General features: G+C 32.8%; 22 protein-coding genes, 1 tRNA gene and 1 pseudogene. 18 read left to right on the forward strand and 6 right to left on the reverse strand.

Annotated features, from left to right (window positions below):
• The 9 genes from RXO53_RS03705 to RXO53_RS03745 all read left to right on the forward strand — a co-directional run.
• The coding region (locus tag RXO53_RS03705) for a hypothetical protein (protein ID WP_410712942.1) at positions 1 to 125 on the forward strand (125 nt) is incomplete at its 5' end.
• A 219-nt stretch (positions 126 to 344) separates the two neighbouring features.
• A complete protein-coding gene (locus tag RXO53_RS03710; RefSeq protein ID WP_410712914.1) occupies positions 345 to 2,282 on the forward strand; it encodes a 2-oxoacid:ferredoxin oxidoreductase subunit alpha in 1,938 nt (645 codons plus the stop codon).
• Positions 2,272 to 3,204 carry a 2-oxoacid:ferredoxin oxidoreductase subunit beta gene (locus RXO53_RS03715; RefSeq protein WP_410712915.1) on the forward strand — a complete coding sequence of 311 codons (933 nt, stop codon included), beginning with the start codon at positions 2,272 to 2,274 and terminating at the stop codon, positions 3,202 to 3,204. The genes RXO53_RS03710 and RXO53_RS03715 overlap by 11 nt, the downstream gene beginning before the upstream one ends.
• Positions 3,205 to 3,214: 10 nt before the next feature.
• Complete coding sequence (locus RXO53_RS03720) at positions 3,215 to 3,520, forward strand: DUF424 domain-containing protein (protein WP_410712916.1); 306 nt, start codon at positions 3,215 to 3,217, stop codon at positions 3,518 to 3,520.
• A gap of 91 nt (positions 3,521 to 3,611) precedes the next feature.
• Positions 3,612 to 4,412 (forward strand): electron transfer flavoprotein subunit beta/FixA family protein, encoded by an 801-nt coding sequence (locus RXO53_RS03725; RefSeq protein WP_410712917.1) that lies wholly within the window; start codon positions 3,612 to 3,614, stop codon positions 4,410 to 4,412.
• A 10-nt stretch (positions 4,413 to 4,422) separates the two neighbouring features.
• Complete coding sequence (locus RXO53_RS03730; RefSeq protein ID WP_410712918.1) at positions 4,423 to 5,328, forward strand: electron transfer flavoprotein subunit alpha/FixB family protein; 906 nt, start codon at positions 4,423 to 4,425, stop codon at positions 5,326 to 5,328.
• A gap of 110 nt (positions 5,329 to 5,438) precedes the next feature.
• Positions 5,439 to 7,361 carry a 2-oxoacid:ferredoxin oxidoreductase subunit alpha gene (locus RXO53_RS03735; protein WP_410712919.1) on the forward strand — a complete coding sequence of 641 codons (1,923 nt, stop codon included), beginning with the start codon at positions 5,439 to 5,441 and terminating at the stop codon, positions 7,359 to 7,361.
• A complete protein-coding gene (locus tag RXO53_RS03740) occupies positions 7,351 to 8,307 on the forward strand; it encodes a 2-oxoacid:ferredoxin oxidoreductase subunit beta (RefSeq protein WP_410712920.1) in 957 nt (318 codons plus the stop codon). Before RXO53_RS03735 ends, RXO53_RS03740 begins: the two co-directional genes overlap by 11 nt.
• A gap of 42 nt (positions 8,308 to 8,349) precedes the next feature.
• Positions 8,350 to 9,102 carry a hypothetical protein gene (locus RXO53_RS03745; RefSeq protein ID WP_410712921.1) on the forward strand — a complete coding sequence of 251 codons (753 nt, stop codon included), beginning with the start codon at positions 8,350 to 8,352 and terminating at the stop codon, positions 9,100 to 9,102.
• A 10-nt stretch (positions 9,103 to 9,112) separates the two neighbouring features.
• Here the strand turns inward: RXO53_RS03745 and ilvA are convergent, their stop codons facing one another.
• From ilvA to RXO53_RS03765, 4 genes are all read right to left on the reverse strand, one after another.
• Positions 9,113 to 10,342 carry a threonine ammonia-lyase gene (gene ilvA, locus RXO53_RS03750; RefSeq protein WP_410712922.1) on the reverse strand — a complete coding sequence of 410 codons (1,230 nt, stop codon included), beginning with the start codon at positions 10,340 to 10,342 and terminating at the stop codon, positions 9,113 to 9,115.
• A gap of 123 nt (positions 10,343 to 10,465) precedes the next feature.
• A complete protein-coding gene (locus RXO53_RS03755; protein WP_410712923.1) occupies positions 10,466 to 10,888 on the reverse strand; it encodes a DUF61 family protein in 423 nt (140 codons plus the stop codon).
• 8 nt (positions 10,889 to 10,896) lie between these two features.
• Positions 10,897 to 11,589 carry a fibrillarin-like rRNA/tRNA 2'-O-methyltransferase gene (locus RXO53_RS03760; protein WP_410712924.1) on the reverse strand — a complete coding sequence of 231 codons (693 nt, stop codon included), beginning with the start codon at positions 11,587 to 11,589 and terminating at the stop codon, positions 10,897 to 10,899.
• A gap of 5 nt (positions 11,590 to 11,594) precedes the next feature.
• Positions 11,595 to 12,836, reverse strand: a complete 1,242-nt coding sequence (locus RXO53_RS03765) for a C/D box methylation guide ribonucleoprotein complex aNOP56 subunit (protein WP_410712925.1) — start codon at positions 12,834 to 12,836, stop codon at positions 11,595 to 11,597.
• A 147-nt stretch (positions 12,837 to 12,983) separates the two neighbouring features.
• On the opposite strand from RXO53_RS03765, the gene RXO53_RS03770 reads away from it, so the two are divergent.
• The 5 genes from RXO53_RS03770 to RXO53_RS03790 all read left to right on the forward strand — a co-directional run bounded on the left by RXO53_RS03770 (position 12,984) and on the right by RXO53_RS03790 (position 17,100).
• Complete coding sequence (locus RXO53_RS03770; RefSeq protein WP_410712926.1) at positions 12,984 to 13,136, forward strand: 30S ribosomal protein S30e; 153 nt, start codon at positions 12,984 to 12,986, stop codon at positions 13,134 to 13,136.
• A 16-nt stretch (positions 13,137 to 13,152) separates the two neighbouring features.
• Positions 13,153 to 14,526 (forward strand): Glu-tRNA(Gln) amidotransferase subunit GatD, encoded by a 1,374-nt coding sequence (gatD, locus tag RXO53_RS03775; RefSeq protein WP_410712943.1) that lies wholly within the window; start codon positions 13,153 to 13,155, stop codon positions 14,524 to 14,526.
• Positions 14,519 to 16,450 (forward strand): Glu-tRNA(Gln) amidotransferase subunit GatE, encoded by a 1,932-nt coding sequence (gatE, locus tag RXO53_RS03780; RefSeq protein WP_410712927.1) that lies wholly within the window; start codon positions 14,519 to 14,521, stop codon positions 16,448 to 16,450. The genes gatD and gatE overlap by 8 nt, the downstream gene beginning before the upstream one ends.
• 53 nt (positions 16,451 to 16,503) lie before the next feature.
• Positions 16,504 to 16,604: transfer RNA gene (locus RXO53_RS03785), tRNA-Trp, on the forward strand.
• 22 nt (positions 16,605 to 16,626) lie between these two features.
• Complete coding sequence (locus RXO53_RS03790; RefSeq protein ID WP_410712928.1) at positions 16,627 to 17,100, forward strand: NUDIX hydrolase; 474 nt, start codon at positions 16,627 to 16,629, stop codon at positions 17,098 to 17,100.
• A gap of 38 nt (positions 17,101 to 17,138) precedes the next feature.
• On the opposite strand, the gene RXO53_RS03795 is transcribed toward RXO53_RS03790, so the two are convergent.
• On the reverse strand, positions 17,139 to 17,696 hold the full coding sequence (locus RXO53_RS03795; protein WP_410712929.1) for a hypothetical protein: 558 nt from the start codon (positions 17,694 to 17,696) through the stop codon (positions 17,139 to 17,141).
• Between the two features lie 185 nt (positions 17,697 to 17,881).
• Between RXO53_RS03795 and RXO53_RS03800 the strand changes: the two genes are divergently transcribed.
• From RXO53_RS03800 to RXO53_RS03815, 4 genes and pseudogenes are all read left to right on the forward strand, one after another.
• On the forward strand, positions 17,882 to 18,661 hold the full coding sequence (locus RXO53_RS03800; RefSeq protein WP_410712930.1) for a hypothetical protein: 780 nt from the start codon (positions 17,882 to 17,884) through the stop codon (positions 18,659 to 18,661).
• 10 nt (positions 18,662 to 18,671) lie between these two features.
• A complete protein-coding gene (locus RXO53_RS03805; protein ID WP_410712931.1) occupies positions 18,672 to 19,517 on the forward strand; it encodes a pantoate kinase in 846 nt (281 codons plus the stop codon).
• Positions 19,518 to 20,125: 608 nt separating this feature from the next.
• Positions 20,126 to 20,348 (forward strand): annotated as a pseudogene (locus RXO53_RS03810) (RNA-guided endonuclease TnpB family protein); the annotation flags it as partial.
• Positions 20,349 to 20,466: 118 nt separating this feature from the next.
• Positions 20,467 to 21,249, forward strand: a complete 783-nt coding sequence (locus RXO53_RS03815; RefSeq protein ID WP_410712932.1) for a phosphopantothenate/pantothenate synthetase — start codon at positions 20,467 to 20,469, stop codon at positions 21,247 to 21,249.
• A 22-nt stretch (positions 21,250 to 21,271) separates the two neighbouring features.
• Here RXO53_RS03815 and RXO53_RS03820 read toward each other — a convergent pair whose 3' ends face one another.
• Positions 21,272 to 22,156, reverse strand: a complete 885-nt coding sequence (locus RXO53_RS03820; protein ID WP_410712933.1) for an IS200/IS605 family accessory protein TnpB-related protein — start codon at positions 22,154 to 22,156, stop codon at positions 21,272 to 21,274.
• Positions 22,157 to 22,267 lie beyond the last annotated feature (111 nt).

The raw sequence follows: 22,267 nt of genomic DNA on the forward strand, positions 1-22,267 counted from the left end.
CTAAAAGAGATGATGAAAATTGGTTAAAGCATACTGTAGTAATAAGAGATGGAGCAGATGATCTCAGATTTATATATTGGCATGTTACAATTAATACATGGAAACCTGTAGAAAGGAAATACTAATCGATACTCAGTGAAATATTCCGTCCGTGAGGACGGAATATTTTGTGAAAGATGAAAATTTTAATTAAATTTAATATTTTTATATTAATCTGAGATATCTATTATATATTAAATTTATATTAGATTTTAAATAAACATATACATTTTTAAGATGTTATTATAAAATAATATGATTATATATAAAAAGTCCTTTTATTATACTATACAAGGTGCTATGAATTGAGCGACGAAGTCGATATTTCAGTAATGATAGGAGGACCACAAGGAGGTGGAATAGAGTCCTCAGGCCAAATGCTGGTAAGAACTTTCATGATAAAGGGTTATGATGTTTTTGGTATTAGGGAGTATCATAGCAACATTATGGGGGCTCATAGTTATTATAATGTTAGATTTAAAAAAAATAGACCTAAAAGTGTTAAGTTACCTGTTGACAGCTTAATTGCTTTAGATGCAGAAACTATATTTACGCATTATAATGAAGTTTCACCGAAAAGTTTTGTGGTTTACGATATAGATATATTAAATACCCCTATGGAAAGGATTTCTCCCATGGAACCTGAAGTCAAGGAAAGAGTTGGGGACGAACTTAAAAAATTAGGAGTTGAACCGGTAGCATCAGAAGTAATAAAGTATCTTTCTAACAATGGAATAAAAACAGTTGGATTACCACTTAAAAACCTTTTGAAAACAACAGCTGAAAAGCTAAAAACAAATGTTGTTTCAGTAGCAAAAACTGTTAATACAATGAGTATAACAGCTTCAGCTGCGTTATTAGGAATTGATGTAGAAACCATAGAAAAATCTATTAATTATTACTTTTATGGCAAAAAATCTGTAATAGATTCTAATGTAATGGCTGCAAAAGTTGCATATGATTATGTAAAGGAAAACTTCGGTATAGGTAATCCCATAGAAGATGGGCCAAATAAAAATAAGAGCAGAATGGTTGCAACTGGAAACGATATAGTAGCCATGGGAAAGCTCGCAGGTGGACTTACTTTAGAAACGTACTATCCGATCACTCCTTCTCAAGATGAAGCTTTCTACTTAGGAGAACATAGGTACTTTAGACTAGATGAATGGGCTTCAAAAGAATTAGGAGTTGAAAAACTTGGAGTTCTTGTATTTCAAGCTGAAGACGAGCTAGGAGCACTAAATATGGCTATTGGTGGCGCTTTAGCAGGAGCTAGAACTGCAACAACAACAAGCGGTCCTGGATTATCATTAATGAATGAAGCTATTAGTTTTTCAGTCATGGCTGAAGTACCTGTAGTAATAACTGTATGGATGAGGGCAGGACCAAGTACTGGAGAAGCAACTAGACAAGGACAACAAGATTTGCTACATTCAGTATTTGCTGGGCATGGAGATACACCAAAAATTGTTATAGCAAGCGGAGATCATATAGAAGCATATTATGACGCTATGAGATCATTAAATTGGGCTGAAAAATATCAAACACCAGTTATTCACTTAGTAGACAAATACATCGCTTCAAGTATGATGAGTTTTGATAAAGAAGATGTAGATCCTCAATTAGTACCAATTGATAGAGGAAAGTACGATACTGAAACAAAGAACGAAGATTACAAAAGATATGAACTTACAGAAGATTATATAAGTCCAAGATCCCCATTAGGAAAAAGACTTATGTGGGTAAGCAGTTTAACTCATAACGAATATGGTATGGTTACAGAAGATCCTATTACCAGAGAAAAAATGCTATTGAAATTATCTAAAAAGATAGAAAATGCAGGAAAAGAAATACCATTAAGCGAAAAAGTGTCATTATATGGAGATCAGGACGCTAAAATAACATTAGTTTCATGGGGGTCAGCAAAAGGACCAATATTAGATGCCATGGACCTTCTTAGAAAAGATGGAATTAAGACAAAATTCCTACACATAAGAATGATGTCACCCTTCCCATCAGATTATGTTTCAAACGTTTTAAATTCATCAGAGCTTGTGATTGACGTAGAAGCTAACGCTCTTTCACAACTCGCATTATTAGTTAGAATGCATACAGGTTATGATATTAAGAAGAAAATAATTAAACTAACTGGTAGAACTATTATGGAACATGAAGCATACAATGCGCTAAAAACTGTAATTCAAAACAATCAAGATTTGGTGGTGATAAGAGATGGTGCGTAACTGGTCAGATTATAAGACTGATTCCTGGGTACAGTGGTGCCCTGCGTGCGGTAACTTCGGTATATTGTTAGCAGTTCAAAAGGCTTTAGCAGAATTAGATTTACCGCCTGAAAAAACCTCTATTGTTTCTGGAATAGGTTGCTCCAGCAGAATACCTTATTATGTCAAGACATCGAACATACATACATTACATGGAAGACCTATACCTGTGGCAGAAGGTATAAAGTTAGCTAACCCAGAACAAACAGTAATAGTAGCAAGTGGAGATGGAGATCTATTAGGAATAGGAGCTGGCCATTTTGTTGCTTTAGGAAGAAGAAACATGCAGCTCACAATATTATTACATGATAATGCTGTATATGGTTTAACAAAAGGTCAAGCAGCACCGACTCTTCCTTTGTGGTTAAAAACTAAAGCACTAGATGCGCCTAACATACAGTCACAAATTAATCCACTTTTACTGGCATTTGCTAGTGGATATACATTCATCGCAAGATCATATGCCTATCACGTAGATCAATTAAAAGAGTTAATTAAATTAGCAATAAATCATAAAGGAACCGCTCTAATCGATATATTACAACCTTGTCCAACATACAATGATATAATGTCAAAAGAATGGTATGAAAAAAGAATATATTATTTAAATTCAGCTGATCCTTCGTGGGATCCTAATATTTCATCACAAGAAGACTTTGATATGAAAGCGCCCAAGATATTAGATAAAATGACAGAGTGGGGAGAGAAGATACCTTTAGGGATATTCTATAGAAACTTATCAATAGAACCGCTTGACACTAGAATAGAGAAAATATTACCAGGATATTTACAATACCCACCAGCCAAAAGACCAATAGATATAAAATCAAAACCAATAGTTCATCCATTCACAGAATTTAAAGATAGAATTGTACAAACATAACGTGAATATTATGAGCTATTTCATTAACATAATTAATTTAGATACCGGAGAAATAATGATATCAATAGCAGACAAAGATTTAATAGGCAAAAAATTTGAAGATGGAAGAATTGTCATAGACGTTTCTCCAAATTTTTATGGTAGCAAGTTAATTGATGATGAAGAAGCACTAATTTATTTAAAATCTGCCGATATCCTCATTTTAACTGGTAACAATATAGTGAATAAGGCAATAAAAGAGGGTCTTGTTAATCCTGATTCTGTTTTAGAAATAAAAGGACTAAAACATGTACAAGTATTTAAGTTTTCTTATTGACTTATTAATTTTTTATTTTGATTATATAATATAGCTTTTATATGTTTTGGTTTTTATTTCTCTCCCGTATAACTAAACAACGGTGAGCATAATGGGAGATATAGTTGTGCTAATAAAACCAGCGTTAAATCCGGAAATGATAAGGTCTATGCCAGATGGGGGAGTTGACTTTGATAACATACCATTAAAGCTTTCAGATATAGATAGAAATGCTATTGAGGAAGCAAACAGACTTAAAGAAATACTAAAAGGAAAAATTTATTCTATTACAATAACTACATGGGGGCCAATTAGCAAAAGAGATAAAGATATAAAAATGGCTATACAAGAAGGACTAGCTAAGGGAGTTGATGAAGCAATACTATTAGAAGACGATTCAATAACACCAGGAGATCAAGTTACTACTGCATCAGCTATTGTTTCCATTTTAAACAAATTTAACATAAAACCTGATTTGATATTAGCAGGTGAAGCTACAATTGATGGCTTTTCCGGTCAGGTGGCCGGGAGGGTTGCTACAAAGCTTAATTTACCCTATATTAGCTTTGCTAGAAAAATAGAAATTAATGGAAATAAAGCAGTGATTGAAAGAGATTTAGAGGATTACGTTGAAGTTGTAGAGTCTACACTTCCTGCAGTAATAAGTGTGACTAGAGAAATTAACTCACCAAAACCACCAACATTAATACAAATAAGAATGGCATCAAAGAAGCCTCAGCAAACAGTAAAACTTTCCGATCTAACTGGTGTATCAACTCCGAAGAAAAAATTGGTTGAAGCTAAGGTACTAGCAGTAAAAAGAAAACAAACTATGATAGAAGGTAAATCATTAGAAGAGGTTGCTGATAAGTTAATAGAAATCTTAGAACAAGAGGGAGTATTAAAACATTGAGGTGATTATTATGGTGGATGTTATTGTTGTTGTGCAAAAGGAATCTGATGCATCTGAACTCCTAACTCTAGCTAAAAAAGTAGGGGAACCGATAGCTTTAACTTATGGAACTAATGAAGTTGAGAAACTTGTTAAATACTTTAATAAAGTTTATAAAATAAAGGAAGATGACCCTGAAAGTATTTTTAATGCTCTAAAGAATTTATATGATAAATTTAATCCCAAGCTAATAATAGGAATGAGTAGCAAAAACCTTAAAGATGCATTTTCAAGGCTTGCAGGAATCTATGACCTACCATTTGCAACAGATATATTTGATTTTAATGTTTCTAATCTAAAAGCTACATATAAAAGAAGTTTTCTAAGTGGTAGGGCTGTTGAAAGCGAAGAAGCTCCAATGCCACTCCTACTTTTAACTTTACCAAGAAGAACTCCAAAATCTGAAGGAAATGCGAATGGGAGCATTGAAGAATTACATGTAGAAAAGAAATCACAAATCGTAATTAAAGAAAGAAAAGAGAAAGTTAAAGGAGGAGTAAACCTAGAAACGGCTGAATTCATTGTAAGTGTTGGGAGAGGATTCAAAAACAAAGATGACCTAAAACTTGCATTTGAGTTAGCTGACCTAGTTGGAGCACAAATAGGTTGTTCTAGGCCTATAGCAGCTGATCTAAAATGGCTAACAGAAGATCATTGGGTAGGCTTAAGCGGGAAAAAGGTTGCTCCGAAAGTTTACCTTATGTTTGGAATAAGCGGGGCTCCTCAACATTTAGCTGGTATTACTGATGCAAAAACAGTCATTGCCATTAATAACGATAAAACTGCACCAATATTTAAAAATGCAGATTATGGAATTGTTGCAGACCTCTATCAATTTATACCCATATTAGTTAAGAAACTAAAAGAGAAGCATTAGAATTTTTAATAATTAAAATATTTTTAATATCTTTTTATTTAATTATTAAAAATACATATTCAAATTTAAGAGTACCTAAAATCAATTTTTATTTAGAAAAGGCGATAGAGATGCCCAGAAAAGAAATATACTTTATACTTGGAGGTCCACAGGGGGCAGGACTTGAAACGAGCTCTAGCGTTCTGACCAGTGCTTTTACTTCAGAAGGATATGGAGTTATATCTGATAGAGAATATTATTCAAACATAATGGGAAGGCATAGCTATATACATGCAACAGTATCATCTATAAGAATACCTAGAAGCCTAACATACCCAGTAGATATAGTTGGAGCTATGGATGCAGAGACTATATTTACTCATTTTAATGATATAAGCAAGAATGGATTTATTATATATGATTCAGGTACAGAAAATACAAAGATACAGCAAGTAATTAGCATGGAAAAAGAGGTTTATGAGAGGATAACTGAATTCTTCAATAAAAATAACATAAATCAAGATATAAAGAGCCTTATAAGTTATGTGGAGAAAAATTCTAAAATAATACCAATAAAGCTAGACTACAGAGGTATCTTAAATACACTGAAGGATAAATTCTCAATCAGTTCTGTAGAAGCTCAAAAATATAAAAGCAGCATATTAATTGGTGCTGTAGCTGGTTTAACTGACATTGATTCGCAATCAATAGCCATAGGTATTGAACAAAGATTTAAAGGAAAACAGAAAATAATAGATGCTAATAAATATATAGCAGATCTTGTAAAAGAAACTGTGGAAAAGGAATTTGGTGCTGAACTAAAATTAGATCATTCTTCAATAAATATGGATGAATTTATAGTATCAAGTGGAAACGATATAGTTGGAATGGGTAAAATCGTAGGAGGGGTTAGATATCAATCTTATTACCCAATAACTCCAGCAGCTGATGAATCTGTATTTTTAGAAGCACATCAAGCAATTAGTGTTAATGGAAAATCCATATCATCTATTGCAGTATTCCAGACAGAAGATGAGATAGCAGCAATTACTTCCGCTATAGGTTCAGCTTTAACAGGAGCTAGAAGTGCAACTGCAACAAGTGGTCCAGGCTATAGCCTGATGGTAGAAGGATTAGGCTGGGCCGGACATAATGAGGTTCCATTAGTCATAACATATTACCAAAGAGGGGGACCAAGTACAGGCCTTCCAACTAGAGGAAGCCAAAGCGATCTTCTATTTTCACTTTATTCAAGCCATGGAGAGTTTCCAAGAATAGTATTAGCAAGCGGAGATAACATGGAAGCTTTTTATGATTCTATAGATGCATTTAACTTTGCAGAAAAATATCAATTACCAGTAATTCATCTTTTAGATAAATTCTTGGCAAATGTCATATCAACAACCCCATTGCCTGATTTTAATCAGATAAAGATAGATAGAGGAAAGCTTACATTCAATCCAAAATCTAAGGGGGCTTATAAAAGATATGACATCTCTTCACCAATAAATGATAGACCAGCACTTGGAAGCGGAGTTGTTATGTGGCATACAGGAGATGAGCATAACGAATACGGTCATATAAGCGAAGATCCTTTTAATAGAAGGGCAATGTATGAAAAAAGAATGAAGAAACTAGAAATTGCTGATAAAGAAATCCCAATAGAAAAAAGAGCTATTTTTTATGGAGACGAGAATGCTGATTTCTTATTAGTAGGTTGGGGATTTGTTAAAGGAGTAGCCTTAGACGCAATAGAAGAATTAAAAGCTCAAGGTTTAAACGGTGCATATCTTCATTTGAAAATGTTCATACCCTTCCCATCAAAATATGTTAAAGGCATATTACAAAAATTTGACAATAGCAAAGTAATTGATGTTGAGCACAATATAATGGGGCAGGCTGCTCAAACTATAACAACAAATACAGGATACATAATTAACAAATTTATTTTGAAGTATACCGGGCGTCCCATTTATAGAATGGAGTTGATAAATGCAATAAAGAATATTTTAAATAATAAATCCGATAAGGAGGTGTTAACATATGGCGAGTGAAGCAAAGTATAAGACTGATATTTGGGTAGATTGGTGTCCTGCATGCGGTAACTTCGGTATATTGTTAGCAATGCAAAAGGCTTTAGCAGAATTAGATTTACCCTCAGATAAGATAGTCGACGTAAGTGGAATAGGTTGCAGTGGAAAGACATCTCACTTCTTATATGCCAATGGAGTACATGGATTGCATGGAAGAGGAATACCATTTGCTGAAGGTATTAAAATTTCAAATCCTGATTTGACAGTTATAGTAAATGCAGGAGATGGAGATCTATTAGGAATAGGAGCTGGCCATTTTGTTGCTTTAGGAAGAAGAAATTTGAACATAAAAGTATTTTTACATGACAACCAAGTCTACGGACTAACAAAGGGACAGGCCTCACCTACATTAAAGAAGGGTGAAAAGGTAAAAGCAATGCCCGTGCCAAACATGCAAGATTGGGTAAATCCTATTTCAATTGCCCTTGCTAGCGGGTTTACATTTGTAGCAAGAGGTTACGCTCTTTGGATAGATGATTTAAAAGAACTAATGAAGGCTGCCATTAAGCATAAAGGAGTTGCCTTATTGGATATATTACAACCTTGTCCAACATACAATGACTTATATACGCCAGATGTATATAAAGACAAACTCTACAAACTGGATTCTGATAAAACATGGGATCCTTTTGTCAAGGAGGGAACAAAAGAAGAAATTCAGGAAAAACTATCTAAAGCTTATGTTAAGTCTCAAGAATGGGGAGAAAAGATTCCTGTTGGAATCTTTTATGTTAATCCATTTGTCGAAACATTTGAAGATAGGCTATCAAAGCTAAACCCATTATATGCAGAAATTTCACCATCAAAGCAAAATATTGCAAAAGAGGATGGTTCTCCAATAATTGGAATTGATGATTTCAGGGAGGCATTTAACAATTACATAGTTAAAGTTAAAAACAGAAGATAAACTTTTATTTTTTCCATATTAATTTACTTTGGTGCAACTAAAATGAGCGGTACAATTAAGCTTTATTTCCATCCTACATGTGCAACAAGTCATGAACTTATAATAAATCTATATAAAAAAGGATATTTAAATAAAATTGAAATTTATAATTTAATAAAACCGTTAGAAAAAAGTTTTATTTGGAGTGTACCATGGCTAGTAGAAGATAATGAACCTATAGGTACTGATCCTATATCTGATGATGAAGTAATTAATATAATAGAAAACAAAAATGTATATATAGAAAACCCAGAAGAATCATTTATGATGAGTATACTGCATAGCTCCTACGCATCCTCTATTGCTATTTTACATAAGGATCTATCATTTCTTATAAACGATTCTTTAATAAAAGCATCAATAAGATATGGTTTTTCTGGTGTTGATATAAGTAATTTAAAAGCTGCCATAAGTAAAAATAAGGATAGGCTATTTGAAGAATACAGAGATAAAATTAGAAGAGCGCTTTCTGTAAGCTTCGTGAGAGAGCTTTACTGGTCAAAATCAGGAAACATCAACTCAGACGATATAATTAAGTTTTCAGATCCAACAGTTGTAGGTTTATGGCTACTATCTAAAGGAAGTATTGGAAGAATAGGTTTACCAAAGAAACCCTTTGTATTTGATGATATAGATGTAAAAGAAATATCTGAATTTGTTGCTAAAAGAGGTAAGGGATTATTAGAAAAAATAAAAGAAGAACAAGAAAATATATATAATGACAAATTATATTGGGAAATTATAGAAAAAATCTAAAAATAATTTTTTAAGGCAAACCTTTTGAAAATTTTAAGCCTATAGAATTGAGATCATTGATAACTTCATCGATAACACTTGGATCTGGGGTTTCCACTAAAACTTCAATTAAAGCCGTTCCAGGATCAATTAAAGGTGTAATCCTATCATGCCTAATATCTATTACATTCAGTTTAGCAGCAGCAAGTTTTTCTAATACCTTATCTAGCCAACCTGGATAATCAGGTATTATACCGGTTAATTTTATTATCCTAGCGCTTTTAGCTAGTTCATAGTTTAAAATATTAGATATCCTTGTTATATCAACATTCCCACCACTTATTAAAACAACAACGTTTTTATTTTCAACATCAATTTTGTTTTCCAACACAGCAGCAAGGGATGCCGCTCCTGCTCCTTCAGCAAGTGTCTTTGCTCTCTCTAATAATAAAAACATAGATCTTGCTACTTCAGAGTCATTCACTTTAACTATATCATCAACATATTCTTTTATGAATTCGAAGGTATATTTTCCAGAACCTTTAACTATAAGCCCATCCATTAGCCCAGGGGGAGCTTCTTTAATATTAATTGGTTTTCCTTCTTTCAAACCTCTGGAATATTTTGCAACATAGCTTGGTTCAACGCCTATAACCTTAACTTTATTACCAAGCTTTTTCTTTAATACTATAGCATTTCCAGATATTAACCCTCCTCCTCCTATTGGTATAACTACAATATCTGGTTTCACGGACATTTGTTGAAGTATTTCATGAGATATCGTGCCTTGACCTGCTATAATTTTGAGATCATCATATGCATGAATTAAATTATAGCCTTTTTCTTTACTTAATTCAACTGCCTTATACATTGCATCATCAAAACTTTTTCCATATAAAATTACTTCAGCACCATATCCTTTAGTTGCATTTATTTTAGCTATTGGCGCTGTTTCCGGCATTACAATGACTGATTTAGTATTTTGCAATGTTGCTGCTAATGCAACGCCTTGAGCATGATTTCCAGCGCTTGCAGCAATAACTCCTCTAAACTTTTCATCTCCTAAAGACCATATCTTATAGTAGGCACCTCTTATTTTAAAAGACCCAGTTTTTTGCAAATTTTCCAATTTTAAAAATATCTTACCCTTCGATAATTCTGAAAACGTTCTACTATAATCTAAAGGTGTTATATGAATTACATCTCTTAATACTGTTAAAGCATTTATTGAGTCCTGATATACTTGCTCTGAAACATCCATAAATTTCACCCACTTTTGTATTCAATTTTTAAATATTTAACGTTATTATAAAATATAAAGTGGAATTACAGTTTCTTTTATTATAATTACACTATCGCTTATTCTGCTAAAAATATGATTTTTTTAAGCTATTGATACAAAAATTAGACTCCTATATTTTTTTAAAATTTTAAGAAACATTTCAACATCTAATTCTTCAATACCATCAAAACTATATTGGCCTGTTAATAAAATTTCAACAAACCTTTTCTGCCATATATCCCCTAAAACATTATACCAAGATCTTCCTTCTGTATCTTTATTATATCTAAAAAGCAATGGAAGTTTAATAAATTTCCAAAAATATTGAGGAACCAATTGAAGAATCTCTTTAATCTCCTCATTATCAAATTCATGATACTCATTATCAGCCAATAAAACACTAGCTTTGCCATTAAAAACTTCGTTTAGGCTTATTTCTTCTTTTGGCCACAATTTTTGAGATTCATTTATATTTTCCATAATCTTTTTTTGAATATTTTTGATATATTTATCATCGTTTTCCAAAGCTAAAATTACACCCTATGATAAATACCATATATCATTGCATGGTCTTTATCAAACGGGTCTAAATGAATTATATCTTTTATTTCAAATCCACCTTTTTCTAGCTCTTCAGTTTCCATTTTATATATCTCTGTGGGTTCTTTTGTTACATCGATACTCCTTGCTTTAATAGCTAAAAGGAGATACCCTCCATCGCTTAAGAAAAACTTTGCATTTCTCACCACTATTTGCGCTTGTTCTGGCTGTGCCACATCAGCATATAATCCATTTACTGTTTCTATCATGTGACGATAATTTTCTGGGAATCTCGCATCTGCAAGTATGGGAAATATATTCTTTCTATCATTAACTATCAAAAGGAGATCTCTTATAACTCTTGGAGAGAATTCTATACCAAATATAATTCCATTACTTCCAATTATATCGCTCATATGACTAGCTGTTGTACCACTAGCTATACCCAAATACAAAATTTTATCTTTTTCTTTAACTGGTAATTCCTCTAAGCCCTTAAGAAGAGCTGCTGCTAACTTACTTCTATAAGCATTCCATTCTCTATATTCCTCACCATTGTATTGATAGAGTTTCTCTCCATAAACTCTTTGACCTTTTACTAGATTTTTTGTTGCTAACTTGTATGTTCCGTCTTCTTGCTCTACAATATATACATTTTTCCAGTTTTCATGTTCTTTAATTTCCATTTATATCACCTCCAATTTTTTCTATGTTTAAATTTAGATTGTTTACCTTTATTAGAAGATTTTTGGAAAGATTGCTTTGGTGCTTCTTTCTTTTTTGGAGGATTCGCGTATATTTTCTTAATTTCTTCTATCCTTTTTTCAAGCTCTTCCTTAAGCTTATCTCCAATAAACCTCCCACTAAACGCATCAACTTTAGCTGCTATTGCTATTTTAGCTGCCAATGCTCTTGCTATTTTCCCCCTTTGCCATTTAGGACTTTTGTATATTTCTGGATATTGAAATATAATTCCATGCTTAGGAGGTCTTCCTCCAGTTTTTAAAGCTCTAAACAATGCTTTTTCTGCACCTAATACCTGAATAGTGCTTGCAGGCATTGTAGCTAGCCTTTCTAGACCTCCTGCTATACTTATTAATCTAGCACCTAACAAAGGACCAACTAGCTCTGTTACATTAGGGGCTACTTCCTTCATAACGCTTGTTGCGTAAGAATCTAAATCTTTTCTTAAATTATACATTTGGTTAGTTATTTTTGCAAGTGTTAGCATTGCTTCAAGATCTTTATCTGAAACATCGGCTCCTAAGCTTTTCTTTGCTGATTCTTCAATCTTTTTACTTTTATTTTCGCTTACACCTAATTCCATAAGCCTGTCTTTCGTAAAATTATTCCTGGAACCTAACTCTGAAACTAACATAGCATATAATTCGTGATCTTCAATTAAATCATTCAATTCTGGAAAATGTACGCTATACCATTCTCTAAGCCTAGTTGCGTAAAGATTTACACTTTTATCTAAATCATCTATGGCTCTTATTGCCTGAGCAACCAATAGGTCACGCTTTTGGGCAGCACCCCTCAGCATTCTTCTTGTAAATTCATAAATTATATTGAAGTACCATCCATAAAATTCATTTTCATCTTTTGCAAATTCATAATTAACAGCCTTTTTACCTAAATCCTTCCTAAAAGTAATACTTACCGAATTTGCAGGATCTAAAACGGCCTTTAATCCTTTTTGATTAATCACTTTAGCCTCTGCTTCAGACTCAACAACTACCTCATCAGGATTTTTTTCTTTTATTTTATCGAATAATTTTAAGAAAGCTTCAGAAACTTCATTCTTATATACTTTAGTAATCTGATCTATAGCTTCGTCATATTTTTTTGATAGAAGTTCGTATATAATAACATCTCCTTTATCATCTAATGCATAACTACCATTAATTGTATCGACGATGTAAATTCTCAACTCTTCATACCCCTTCTTACTTCACTGTTATTGATTATTTGTTCATCCTAATAAATTCATGACTAACAACTTTCTTTAATTTTTAATTTAAAGTTAATACACTTAAAGCTTTTAAATTTTTTTATAAACATTAAACTGGGTGAAAAAATGCCTACACACGGATCGATGACAAAAGCTGGTAAAGTAAGAAAGGCAACTCCAAAGATAGAGCCTAAAGGAAAGAAAAATTTATCTCCTAGAGTTAAAAATAGAAAAGAATACATTAAAAGAGTAGAGAAAGCCGAAAAGGCAAGAAGCTAAATTAATCTTATTTTTGGTGCTTAAATTGAAGAAAAACGAGTTTTATTATGGTTACTATGGACTAGTTGCAGATAAACTTAGATCTGTTAATGCAATACCAGGAGACTTGATATCAATAGATGATAAGGAGTCCCACTATAAAGGTACCCTTATGCCTAGAAATGAGTTTTCTAGAGAAGATATAATAGTAATAAAATTAGATAATGGATATAATATAGGAGTAAAAATAAAAGATGAAACTGAGATTAAAATTTTGGAAAAAGGTCGTTTGACTACTCATCCAGGAGAGCCTGTTAAGCTGATAGAAAAGGAAATAACTCCTCCTGAAGGCAAAAGGGTACTAATATTGGGAACGGGCGGAACAATAGCTAGCAGAGTTGATTATGAAACGGGGGCAGTTAAACCTTATTTGAATCCTAATGAATTAATAGCTGCTGTTCCGGAGGTCTTAAACTATACTAGCATTGACGCTGAAGAAATTCTATCAATATTCAGCGAGGACATGAATCCAAAATATTGGGAAACAATAACTTATAACATTTTTAAAAAGTTTGATGAATATGATGGAATAGTAGTAGCTCATGGTACAGATACTATGGCATATACTGCATCTGCTGTAGCTTTTACTTTTCATAAAGGTCTTAGAGGTCCCGTAGTTTTTACAGGGTCTCAAAGAAGTAGCGATAGACCAAGTAGTGATTCTTCATTTAATATTATATCGTCTGCAATCGTTGCATCTAGGGCTCCCTTTGGAGAAGTTAGCGTAGTTATGCATGGAGAAACTTCTGACTCCTATGCCTTAGCACATAGGGCTACCAAGGTAAGAAAAATGCATACAAGCAGAAGAGATGCTTTTCAATCCATAAATGACATCCCGTTGGCAAGAATTTATCCATTCGATGGTAGATTAGAGATCATAAATAAAAATTATAAGGAAAAGAGCGATTTCAATTTTCCTGAATTTGGATTCGATGAAAAAGTTGCTCTATTAAAATATTATCCTGGTATGAATAGTGATATAATTGACTTTTTAATAGATAATAGATATCATGGCATAGTTATAGAAGGAACAGGTTTCGGACATATAAGCAATAGGTTAATTGATTCTATAGAGAGAGCTTATGAATCTGATATTCCTGTTGTTATTACAAGCCAAACGATATTCGGAAGAGTTAATTTAAGTGTATACAGCACAGGAAGAAAAATGCTGCAGGCTGGAGTAATACCTGGAGAAGATATGTTAGCCGAAACTGCTTATGTAAAACTTTCTTGGGTTCTATCTAGAACAAGAGATAAAAATGAAGTTAGAAAACTAATGCTTACTAATTTAGCAGGAGAAATTAATCCGAGGCATGAATTAAAAATATATCCAAGGTGGTATCATGGATGAAATAAATATAGACTATAGCAAACTAGGATTAAAAGTCGGTTTAGAAATACACCAGCAATTAAATACTAAAAATAAATTATTTTGTAATTGTCCTACAGAATTAACGGACGAACCAGGAGAGGAGTTTTCAAGGAAGTTAAGACCTACAAGAAGTGAAACTGGGGAAGTTGATATTGCTGCATTATTTGAATGGAGGAAAAATAAGACATATAAATATGAAGCTCCACATAATCATTATTGCCTAGTTGAATCTGATGAAGAACCACCTCATGAGATTAACAAGGAAGCAATCGTAATTGCATCCTCAGTAGCGCTTGCATTGAATTCTGACTTAGTTGGAGAAGTCCATACTATGAGAAAAATAGTAATAGATGGAAGCAACACTTCAGGATTTCAAAGAACAGCTATAGTTGCATTAAATGGCTTCATAGGTGTGAAAGGAAAAAGATATGGAATAGAAACTATAGCTGTGGAAGAGGATGCCGCAAGAAAAATAAAAGAAACTGGGTCTATAATAACGTATAGATTGGATAGATTAGGGATACCTTTAATAGAAATATCGACTTCTCCAGATATTCATGATCCTCAAGAAGCTAAGGAAGTAGCCTTAGCTATAGGTAGACTTTTGAGACTTACCGGAAAAGTAAAAAGAGGGTTAGGAACAATCAGACAAGATTTAAACGTAAGTATTATAGGTGGTGCAAAGACTGAAATAAAAGGTGTGCAAAAATTAGATCTAATAGAAAAAATAATCAGCTATGAGGCTCTTAGGCAACTAAACCTTTTGAAATTAAAAGATGAACTAAATAAAAGAGGTTTAATCAAAGATAATTTTGATAACATACATGCTATAGACTTAACAAATATCTTTACTAATACGAAAAGCAAAATAATAAAGAACAAAATTGAAAATGGCGGAAAGGTCTTAGGAATAAAGTTGGAAAAAATGAAAGGTCTTATTGGATTTGAACTTATGCCAAATAGAAGGTTTGGAACTGAGCTAGCAGATTATGCTAGGTTCTATGCTGGAATAGAAGGTTTATTCCATAGCGACGAATTGCCAAACTATGGTATAACTGAACAAGAAGTTGAAAAAGCGTATAATTTATTACAAGCTGATCGTGAATCAGATGCATTTATAATAATAGCTGATGAAGAGGAAAAGTGCAAAAAAGCGATTAGCACAATAATAGATAGAGTTAAATTAGCATTCGATGGAGTACCCGAAGAAACTAGGGGAGCAAATGAAGACGGAACAACAAAATATTTGAGACCAAGACCTGGAAAAGAAAGGATGTACCCTGAAACAGATATAAAACCTCTTTACATTAATTATGACATAATAAAAGAAGCTGAGAAACTTAAACCTGAGCCAGTGGAGAAAAAGTTAAAAATATTTATAGAAAAATATAACTTTAGTCAAGAACTTGCAGATAAAGTAATTAACGATATAAACCTTGGCTTTATAGAAGAATTAATTAACAAATATGGTAATAGAGTACAGCCATCTTTTATTGCCTCATTATTTGTAAGTATATTCAAAGGCCTTAAATCAAAAGGAATTGATGTTGATTCACTGGATGAAAGCAAGATAGAAGACATAGTAAAATTATTAGCTGAAGGAAAAATTGCTAAAGAGGCCATTGAAGAAATTATTGAAAAAGCAACGAATCAGGTAGATAAAAGTATTGATGATATAGTTAATGAAATGGGAATAAAAACAATCAGTATTGATGAAGCTAAAGAAATTATTGATGATATAGTTAATTCTAACAAAGATCTAATATTAGCTAAAGGTGAGAGAGCCATGAGTATTTTAATGGGAAGAGCTATGGAAAAACTTAGAGGTAAAATTGACGGAAAAACAGTATCTGAATTGCTAAAATCTAGAATTGAAAATATTTTAAATAATTCAAGAAAATAATTATTAAAAGGAAAAACATATTTTAAACTCTGCTATTTATTTTACAATTAGAAGGGCCCGTAGCTCAGCTAGGATAGAGCGGCGGACCAGCATCTATGCTGGGTCGAGGCTCCAGACCCGTAGGTCGGGGGTTCGAGTCCCCTCGGGCCCACCACATTTTATAAGGGTGCTTAAGCATGGGTAGAATGTTCCCTAATAATCCGTTGGTTGGTGTTGGAACACTACTAATTAGAGATTCAAATATATTACTTATAAAAAGATTAAATAGTCCAGAAAAAGGAAAATGGGCTATTCCAGGAGGCCATGTTGAACTTGGGGAAAGAATATTAGATGCTGCAAAAAGAGAATTCCTTGAGGAAACAGGAATAAATACTGAACCATTAGGTGTAGTAAACGTTGATGAAATTATAACAAGAAATTCCCACGATAAAGTATTATTTCATTATATATTAGTAACGATTTTGATGAAGGATAATGGAGAAACACCGATTGCAGGAAGCGATGCTTTAGATGCTAAATTCTTTGATCTGAAGAGAGCTGAATCACTTGATAATATATCTATTACTACAAAGGGATTAATTACAAAAATCCTATCTGGTAAAATTAATTTAAATATGCCTATCCCAGTATTAACTTCTTCTCCATTTTGAAATTATCAGCAATGAAATTGTTTAGTTTATTAATTAAATCATTCTAAACAATAAGAATATATTTCTGCTGCATAATGAACAATTTTTCCTAATCCATATGAGTCTGCATAAACATAATAAGCATCTTTATCCAATGATAATAAACTATATGTATTGTTTGAATCATCTCTTAACATTACCAATTGTACTCCAATATTTGCTCCTTTATTTGAAATTTTAATTTCTCCGCTAATACCATTTAATAATAAAAATATACCTTTACTTTCTAATGATATAATAATTCCCTTTCTTATAATATAATCTTGATCAACATAAATTACTTTCTTCTTATTGTAACTAATTTTACAAGCGTCTACCCATTCAGAGCCAGAAATCTTATAATATTGTATAGGAGGCTGAGACTTGACAACTACCGAACCTATACCAAGAGTATATCTAACCTTTTTATTTAAGTCGATAACTACTATTGACGGCTGTGTTATTAAAAGGCCTTCATTATCTACAACCCATTTTATAAATTCTTTCATTTCATTATATTCTAACTTTATTATATTAGATATATCAACTGCATAATAATTGCTATCAATTCTTGGCATTATTTCTCCTAATATAACAACTATAGTAAAACATATTATATATTTAATAAAGTTAATTTATAATACATGATTGCTCAATTGGTTGAATTGATTAATATTTATAACTTGTAAAATTAATGTGAAAAAAGGAGAGGTTGAGGCTTACGGGTCTGCTAAGCTATAAAGGCTTTAAACTAATTTTGTCATTGACGTTAGCTTTAATAACATACGCAGTTGGAATAAGCTTAGCAATAGCTTTAAAGGGCCCATTATATGTATCAATAATCGCAGCATTAATTGTTGGCTTTATAACTTACAAATCATCTGATGCCGCATCTAAAGAGCTTATGTATTATATAAATAATTTATATCAAAAAATAAACGAAATAAATAACGAATATGACATTGAATTAACACAAGATGAAGAAGATAAAGAGCTTATAAGTAATGATGAAGAAAATCTATTTATGGTTCACAACTTAATAAAAAGTATTACAAAGGAGATTAACAAAGATGTGAAAGAAATTATTATAGAGATATACAAAGGAGATTTAGCCATGATTTATCCAGAAGTCAATATTCTAGACGAAGAGAATGATATAAGTAATGATCTTTCATATAATTATCCCCAGGAAGGTTCTACTGCAGATAATATAAATGGGAATTTAATTATAAGGATGAGATATGAAGATTTTGACAATTTATTATCCAGTCTCAAAAAGGGAGATGGAGAAATTGCCGTATTTTCAAGTTCAAATGAATTAAAATCTTTATATAATATAACTAAAATAATCACAAAAGCTATACTAGAAGAAGAATCAGATGAACTTGTTTCTTATATAACTTATAAGGCTATTATATCTTTGAAAAAGAAGGGAACAATAAATATTTCGGATAATATAATTGAAGAAATTCCATTCGAAAACAAAGAACTTAGAAAAAAGATTAAGGAACAAATTAAAGAAGAAAGCGGAGCACTCTATTAAGGTGCATTTAATGGTTTTTTGTTCTTCTGTACCATATCATATAACAGCAGTTTTTATCCCAAAAATAAATAAAGATCCTTTGACTTCAGGTTCTATAGGAGTTGGTATAAGTGTTGAGCCAAGACTAAAGCTATGCGTGGGTCCAGAGATAGTTTCTTCAGAAAATAATACTGAAGAAATTCCAACAACTGCTAAATATGTCTTTAACAAATTTAATATTAAAGAAAAATATCTCTTAAGCATGCCCCTACCTATAAAAATTGGTTATGCAAGCAGCGCCTCTTCTACAATTGCAACTGAACTAATTAGTTTCCTTTATGGAAAAATTAGCTATATAAAAGCTTTACAAGACGCGCATAAAATTGAAGTTGAAAATTCTACAGGTTTAGGTGATGTATTGGCAATTTCATGCGGAGTTGGTATTGTTTTAAGGAAAAAAGAAGGCGCTCCTGGAATTGGTGAAGTAGATTGTATTTCATTTCCAAAAGATGTTTCTATTGTTACAGTAGAATTTGGAACAATGAATACAAAAGATCTCTTAATGAACTACAACAAATCTATTCAAACAGAATCACAAAAGGTTTTAGATAAAATTATGGAAAATTTTTCATTTGAAACTTTCTCTTATGAAATAAAAAGATTTACAGATGATGTAGGGAAAATTAAATTAATTAATAAAGGAGAAGAAATAATAAAAACTCCAGGATTGATAAGTTATTACATAAAAAAGATGATGATAGTTATGTTAATAGAAAACGATAAAATAGATGATGCTATAAAATATCTTAGGGATAAAAACTTAAATTTAAGAATTTTAGATCCATCATCTCACGGACCGAAGGCATGGAGAATGTAAACTACCCAGCCCTTAAGAACGAGGCTTTGGGATTTCCAGTTTCTTAAAGGAAAAGATTCATTACCTCTTTTTGGTTTTTACATACCAAGGACTTGTAGCTCTCGTTAAGGCTAGGCTATGTTTATGGCAGCATTTAGGGTCCCTGAACACATTATCCCCTACACTTTAATTTCAATAATTTTTATCCATAATCAAGCGTAAGGACTTAACCCTTAGCCACCTGCTATTTGTAGGTGAGTCATGAGACTACTTTAAGCCCAACAGCTCGGGACTCACATTTTTATATCACTCTCACCTTTTTGGGTACAGCCCACATAGACATGAAAGTTCATAAATTTATAGTTACAGCAAATATAGATTTCTATTAATTTGAAAAAGGATTAAACCTTACCTTTAACAAAGTGAACGACAAGTCTTCCCACTTCTAGGGGCAGGGTAAGGCTTAAAAACTGAATATTTAGCAAAAATTGAGACAACTGCTAATGGGTTATGCGTCACTGAAACATGAGTATGCATCTACCCCAACTAACAAGTGTAATATAGGAATCGTGTAGGGAAGCCCTAAATCAGGGCCAAAGTATATATTGCGTGTCCCTACACATTAAAAACATATCCCTGAGTCCCTTGGACCTAAGAGGAAAGGGCAACTCCTAGTGAGGGATAGGGGTAATTGGCTGAAGGCTCCCAGCCAGTGGTCTTCCGATGGATAAATGGATCGGGTGGGTAAAACCCGCTAGCTATGAAATGGTGAAGATGAAGGCGGTAAATCACAAACCTATGATCCGCCCGGAGGGAACCCTTGTCCTTCAGGGCAGGAAGCAGGTCAGTTAAGTAACATGGCCACATTACATAACGTCCTCAAGTTTTTTAATATCAGTAAATGTATTTAAACTAAATGTATTTAAACTTAACTTCCGGCCATAAAAAGCAGAGTATCTGGTGCATAAAGATGAACACGGATGAAATACCTAAAACTCACCCAAGATATCAATCCTTAGTTACAAGAGAGAAGCTAGTAGAGTTTTTCAATAAAGGTATTGTTGTGGCACACGGGCTTGTTGCTCAAGGTAGAGGAGAAGCCTTTGATTATATCTTAGGCGAAAAATCTCATGATTTTGCTTTAGAAGCGGAAAAAGTCAGTGTAGCATATTTGCTAATATCGAATTATCCAATAATTTCAGTAAATGGTAACTATGCTGCATTAGCGGGAGAAGAAATAGTAAAAATATCAAACAGCCTTAATATACCTATCGAAGTTAACCTATTTCATAGATCGGAAGATAGAATAAAGAAAATTGAAACCTATCTTAAAGATTTAGGCGCAAAACATGTATTAGGTAGTGAATGTAATAAAATAAAACTATCGAATCTAGAAGGACCAAGGGGTATGGTATGCGAAAACGGAATTTATAAAGCTGATTTCGTATTATTAGCCATAGAAGATGGTGATAGAACCCAGGCACTTAGAAATCTGGGCAAAAAAGTAGCAGCTATTGACTTAAATCCGTTTAGCAGAACAGCGCAATCAGCCCATATAACAATAGTAGACGAAGCTCAAAGAGCTACAAAAAATATGATAAAAATATCAGATGAATTTATGAAATTAAGTAAATGTGACCTATTAAAAATAACTGAAACCTATGATAACAAATCTATATTATCAAGAGCATTTAATAGAATGTTTATTAATCTAAAAGAAGCTTATGAAAAAGGCATTTTAATTAATTTTTAATTTTCTATTCCTTTTATATTCCTCACCTAAAACTTTCTCTGACATAGTGTTTACCCGTGGCGTAACTTTTCCTTGCTTTTAATTCCGCCACGGGCACCCCTCTTAAGGTATCATACACAGTCACCCTTAACTCATTAGGGCTAGTCGAGGGAAACACCACTACCCTCCCATCTACCTTTTTTGCCAAGTTAAGAGGAGCAATGGAATCCCTTTCCAACATCGCTTTACCACTCTCCAAATACCTAGCATTTACCTTGAATATTTTAATACCCCCACCCTCGTGAGCAGTGCCCGTCATCAGGTAGGGGTTAAAAACCTTAACGATCTTCTCCACCACTTGCCTCCTCTTCTTTAACTTCTCACCGTCAAAGGGATTAATGGAGGAAGTGTAAGCCTCAGACAATTCCTCAACGTCAATTGGTTGAGCCTTAAGTAACTCAGTAAACTTAATAACACTCCACTGGTGAATCCTATGCCTAAGCCTGGCATTTTTATCACCCTCCATATTCTCCTTAGCTCTTAAAGAAAACTTACCGACAATAACCTTACCATTTAAACTCCTAGCCAAATCTGTTATTCTCTTAACACTCTTCCTCAACACGTCTATTTTTCTTTCCTTTTCCCTCAATCTACTCAACTTCTTCTTAACTAGTTCATCCTTAGTTGAATTACCCTTAGTAATTTTCTTCCTCCTTAAGGAGTAATTAACTACAATCCTACCTAACCCAGTCTCATAACGCCTCAACTCCTTGAGTTTAAAACCCTCAAAAATTGATAAAGTAACGTTATTCTCATTAACGTCAATAGAAATATAATTACCCTCTTTTGTTTCAACCTCAACCTCCTTCTCAAATGTTAACCAAACTAGAATTTTCTTGCCCACTAACCTCAGCTTAAGCTCTTGCAAAGCACTCCAACCCTCATGCAAATACTGGATGAACTGTTTAGTTACCCTAAGTGGGATCTCAACCCAACCCTTATGAGTTAGGACACTGATGAACACTCTATTAAATCTCCA

Source organism: Caldisphaera sp. (assembly GCF_046536515.1).
Lineage (GTDB): Archaea > Thermoproteota > Thermoprotei_A > Sulfolobales > Acidilobaceae > Caldisphaera.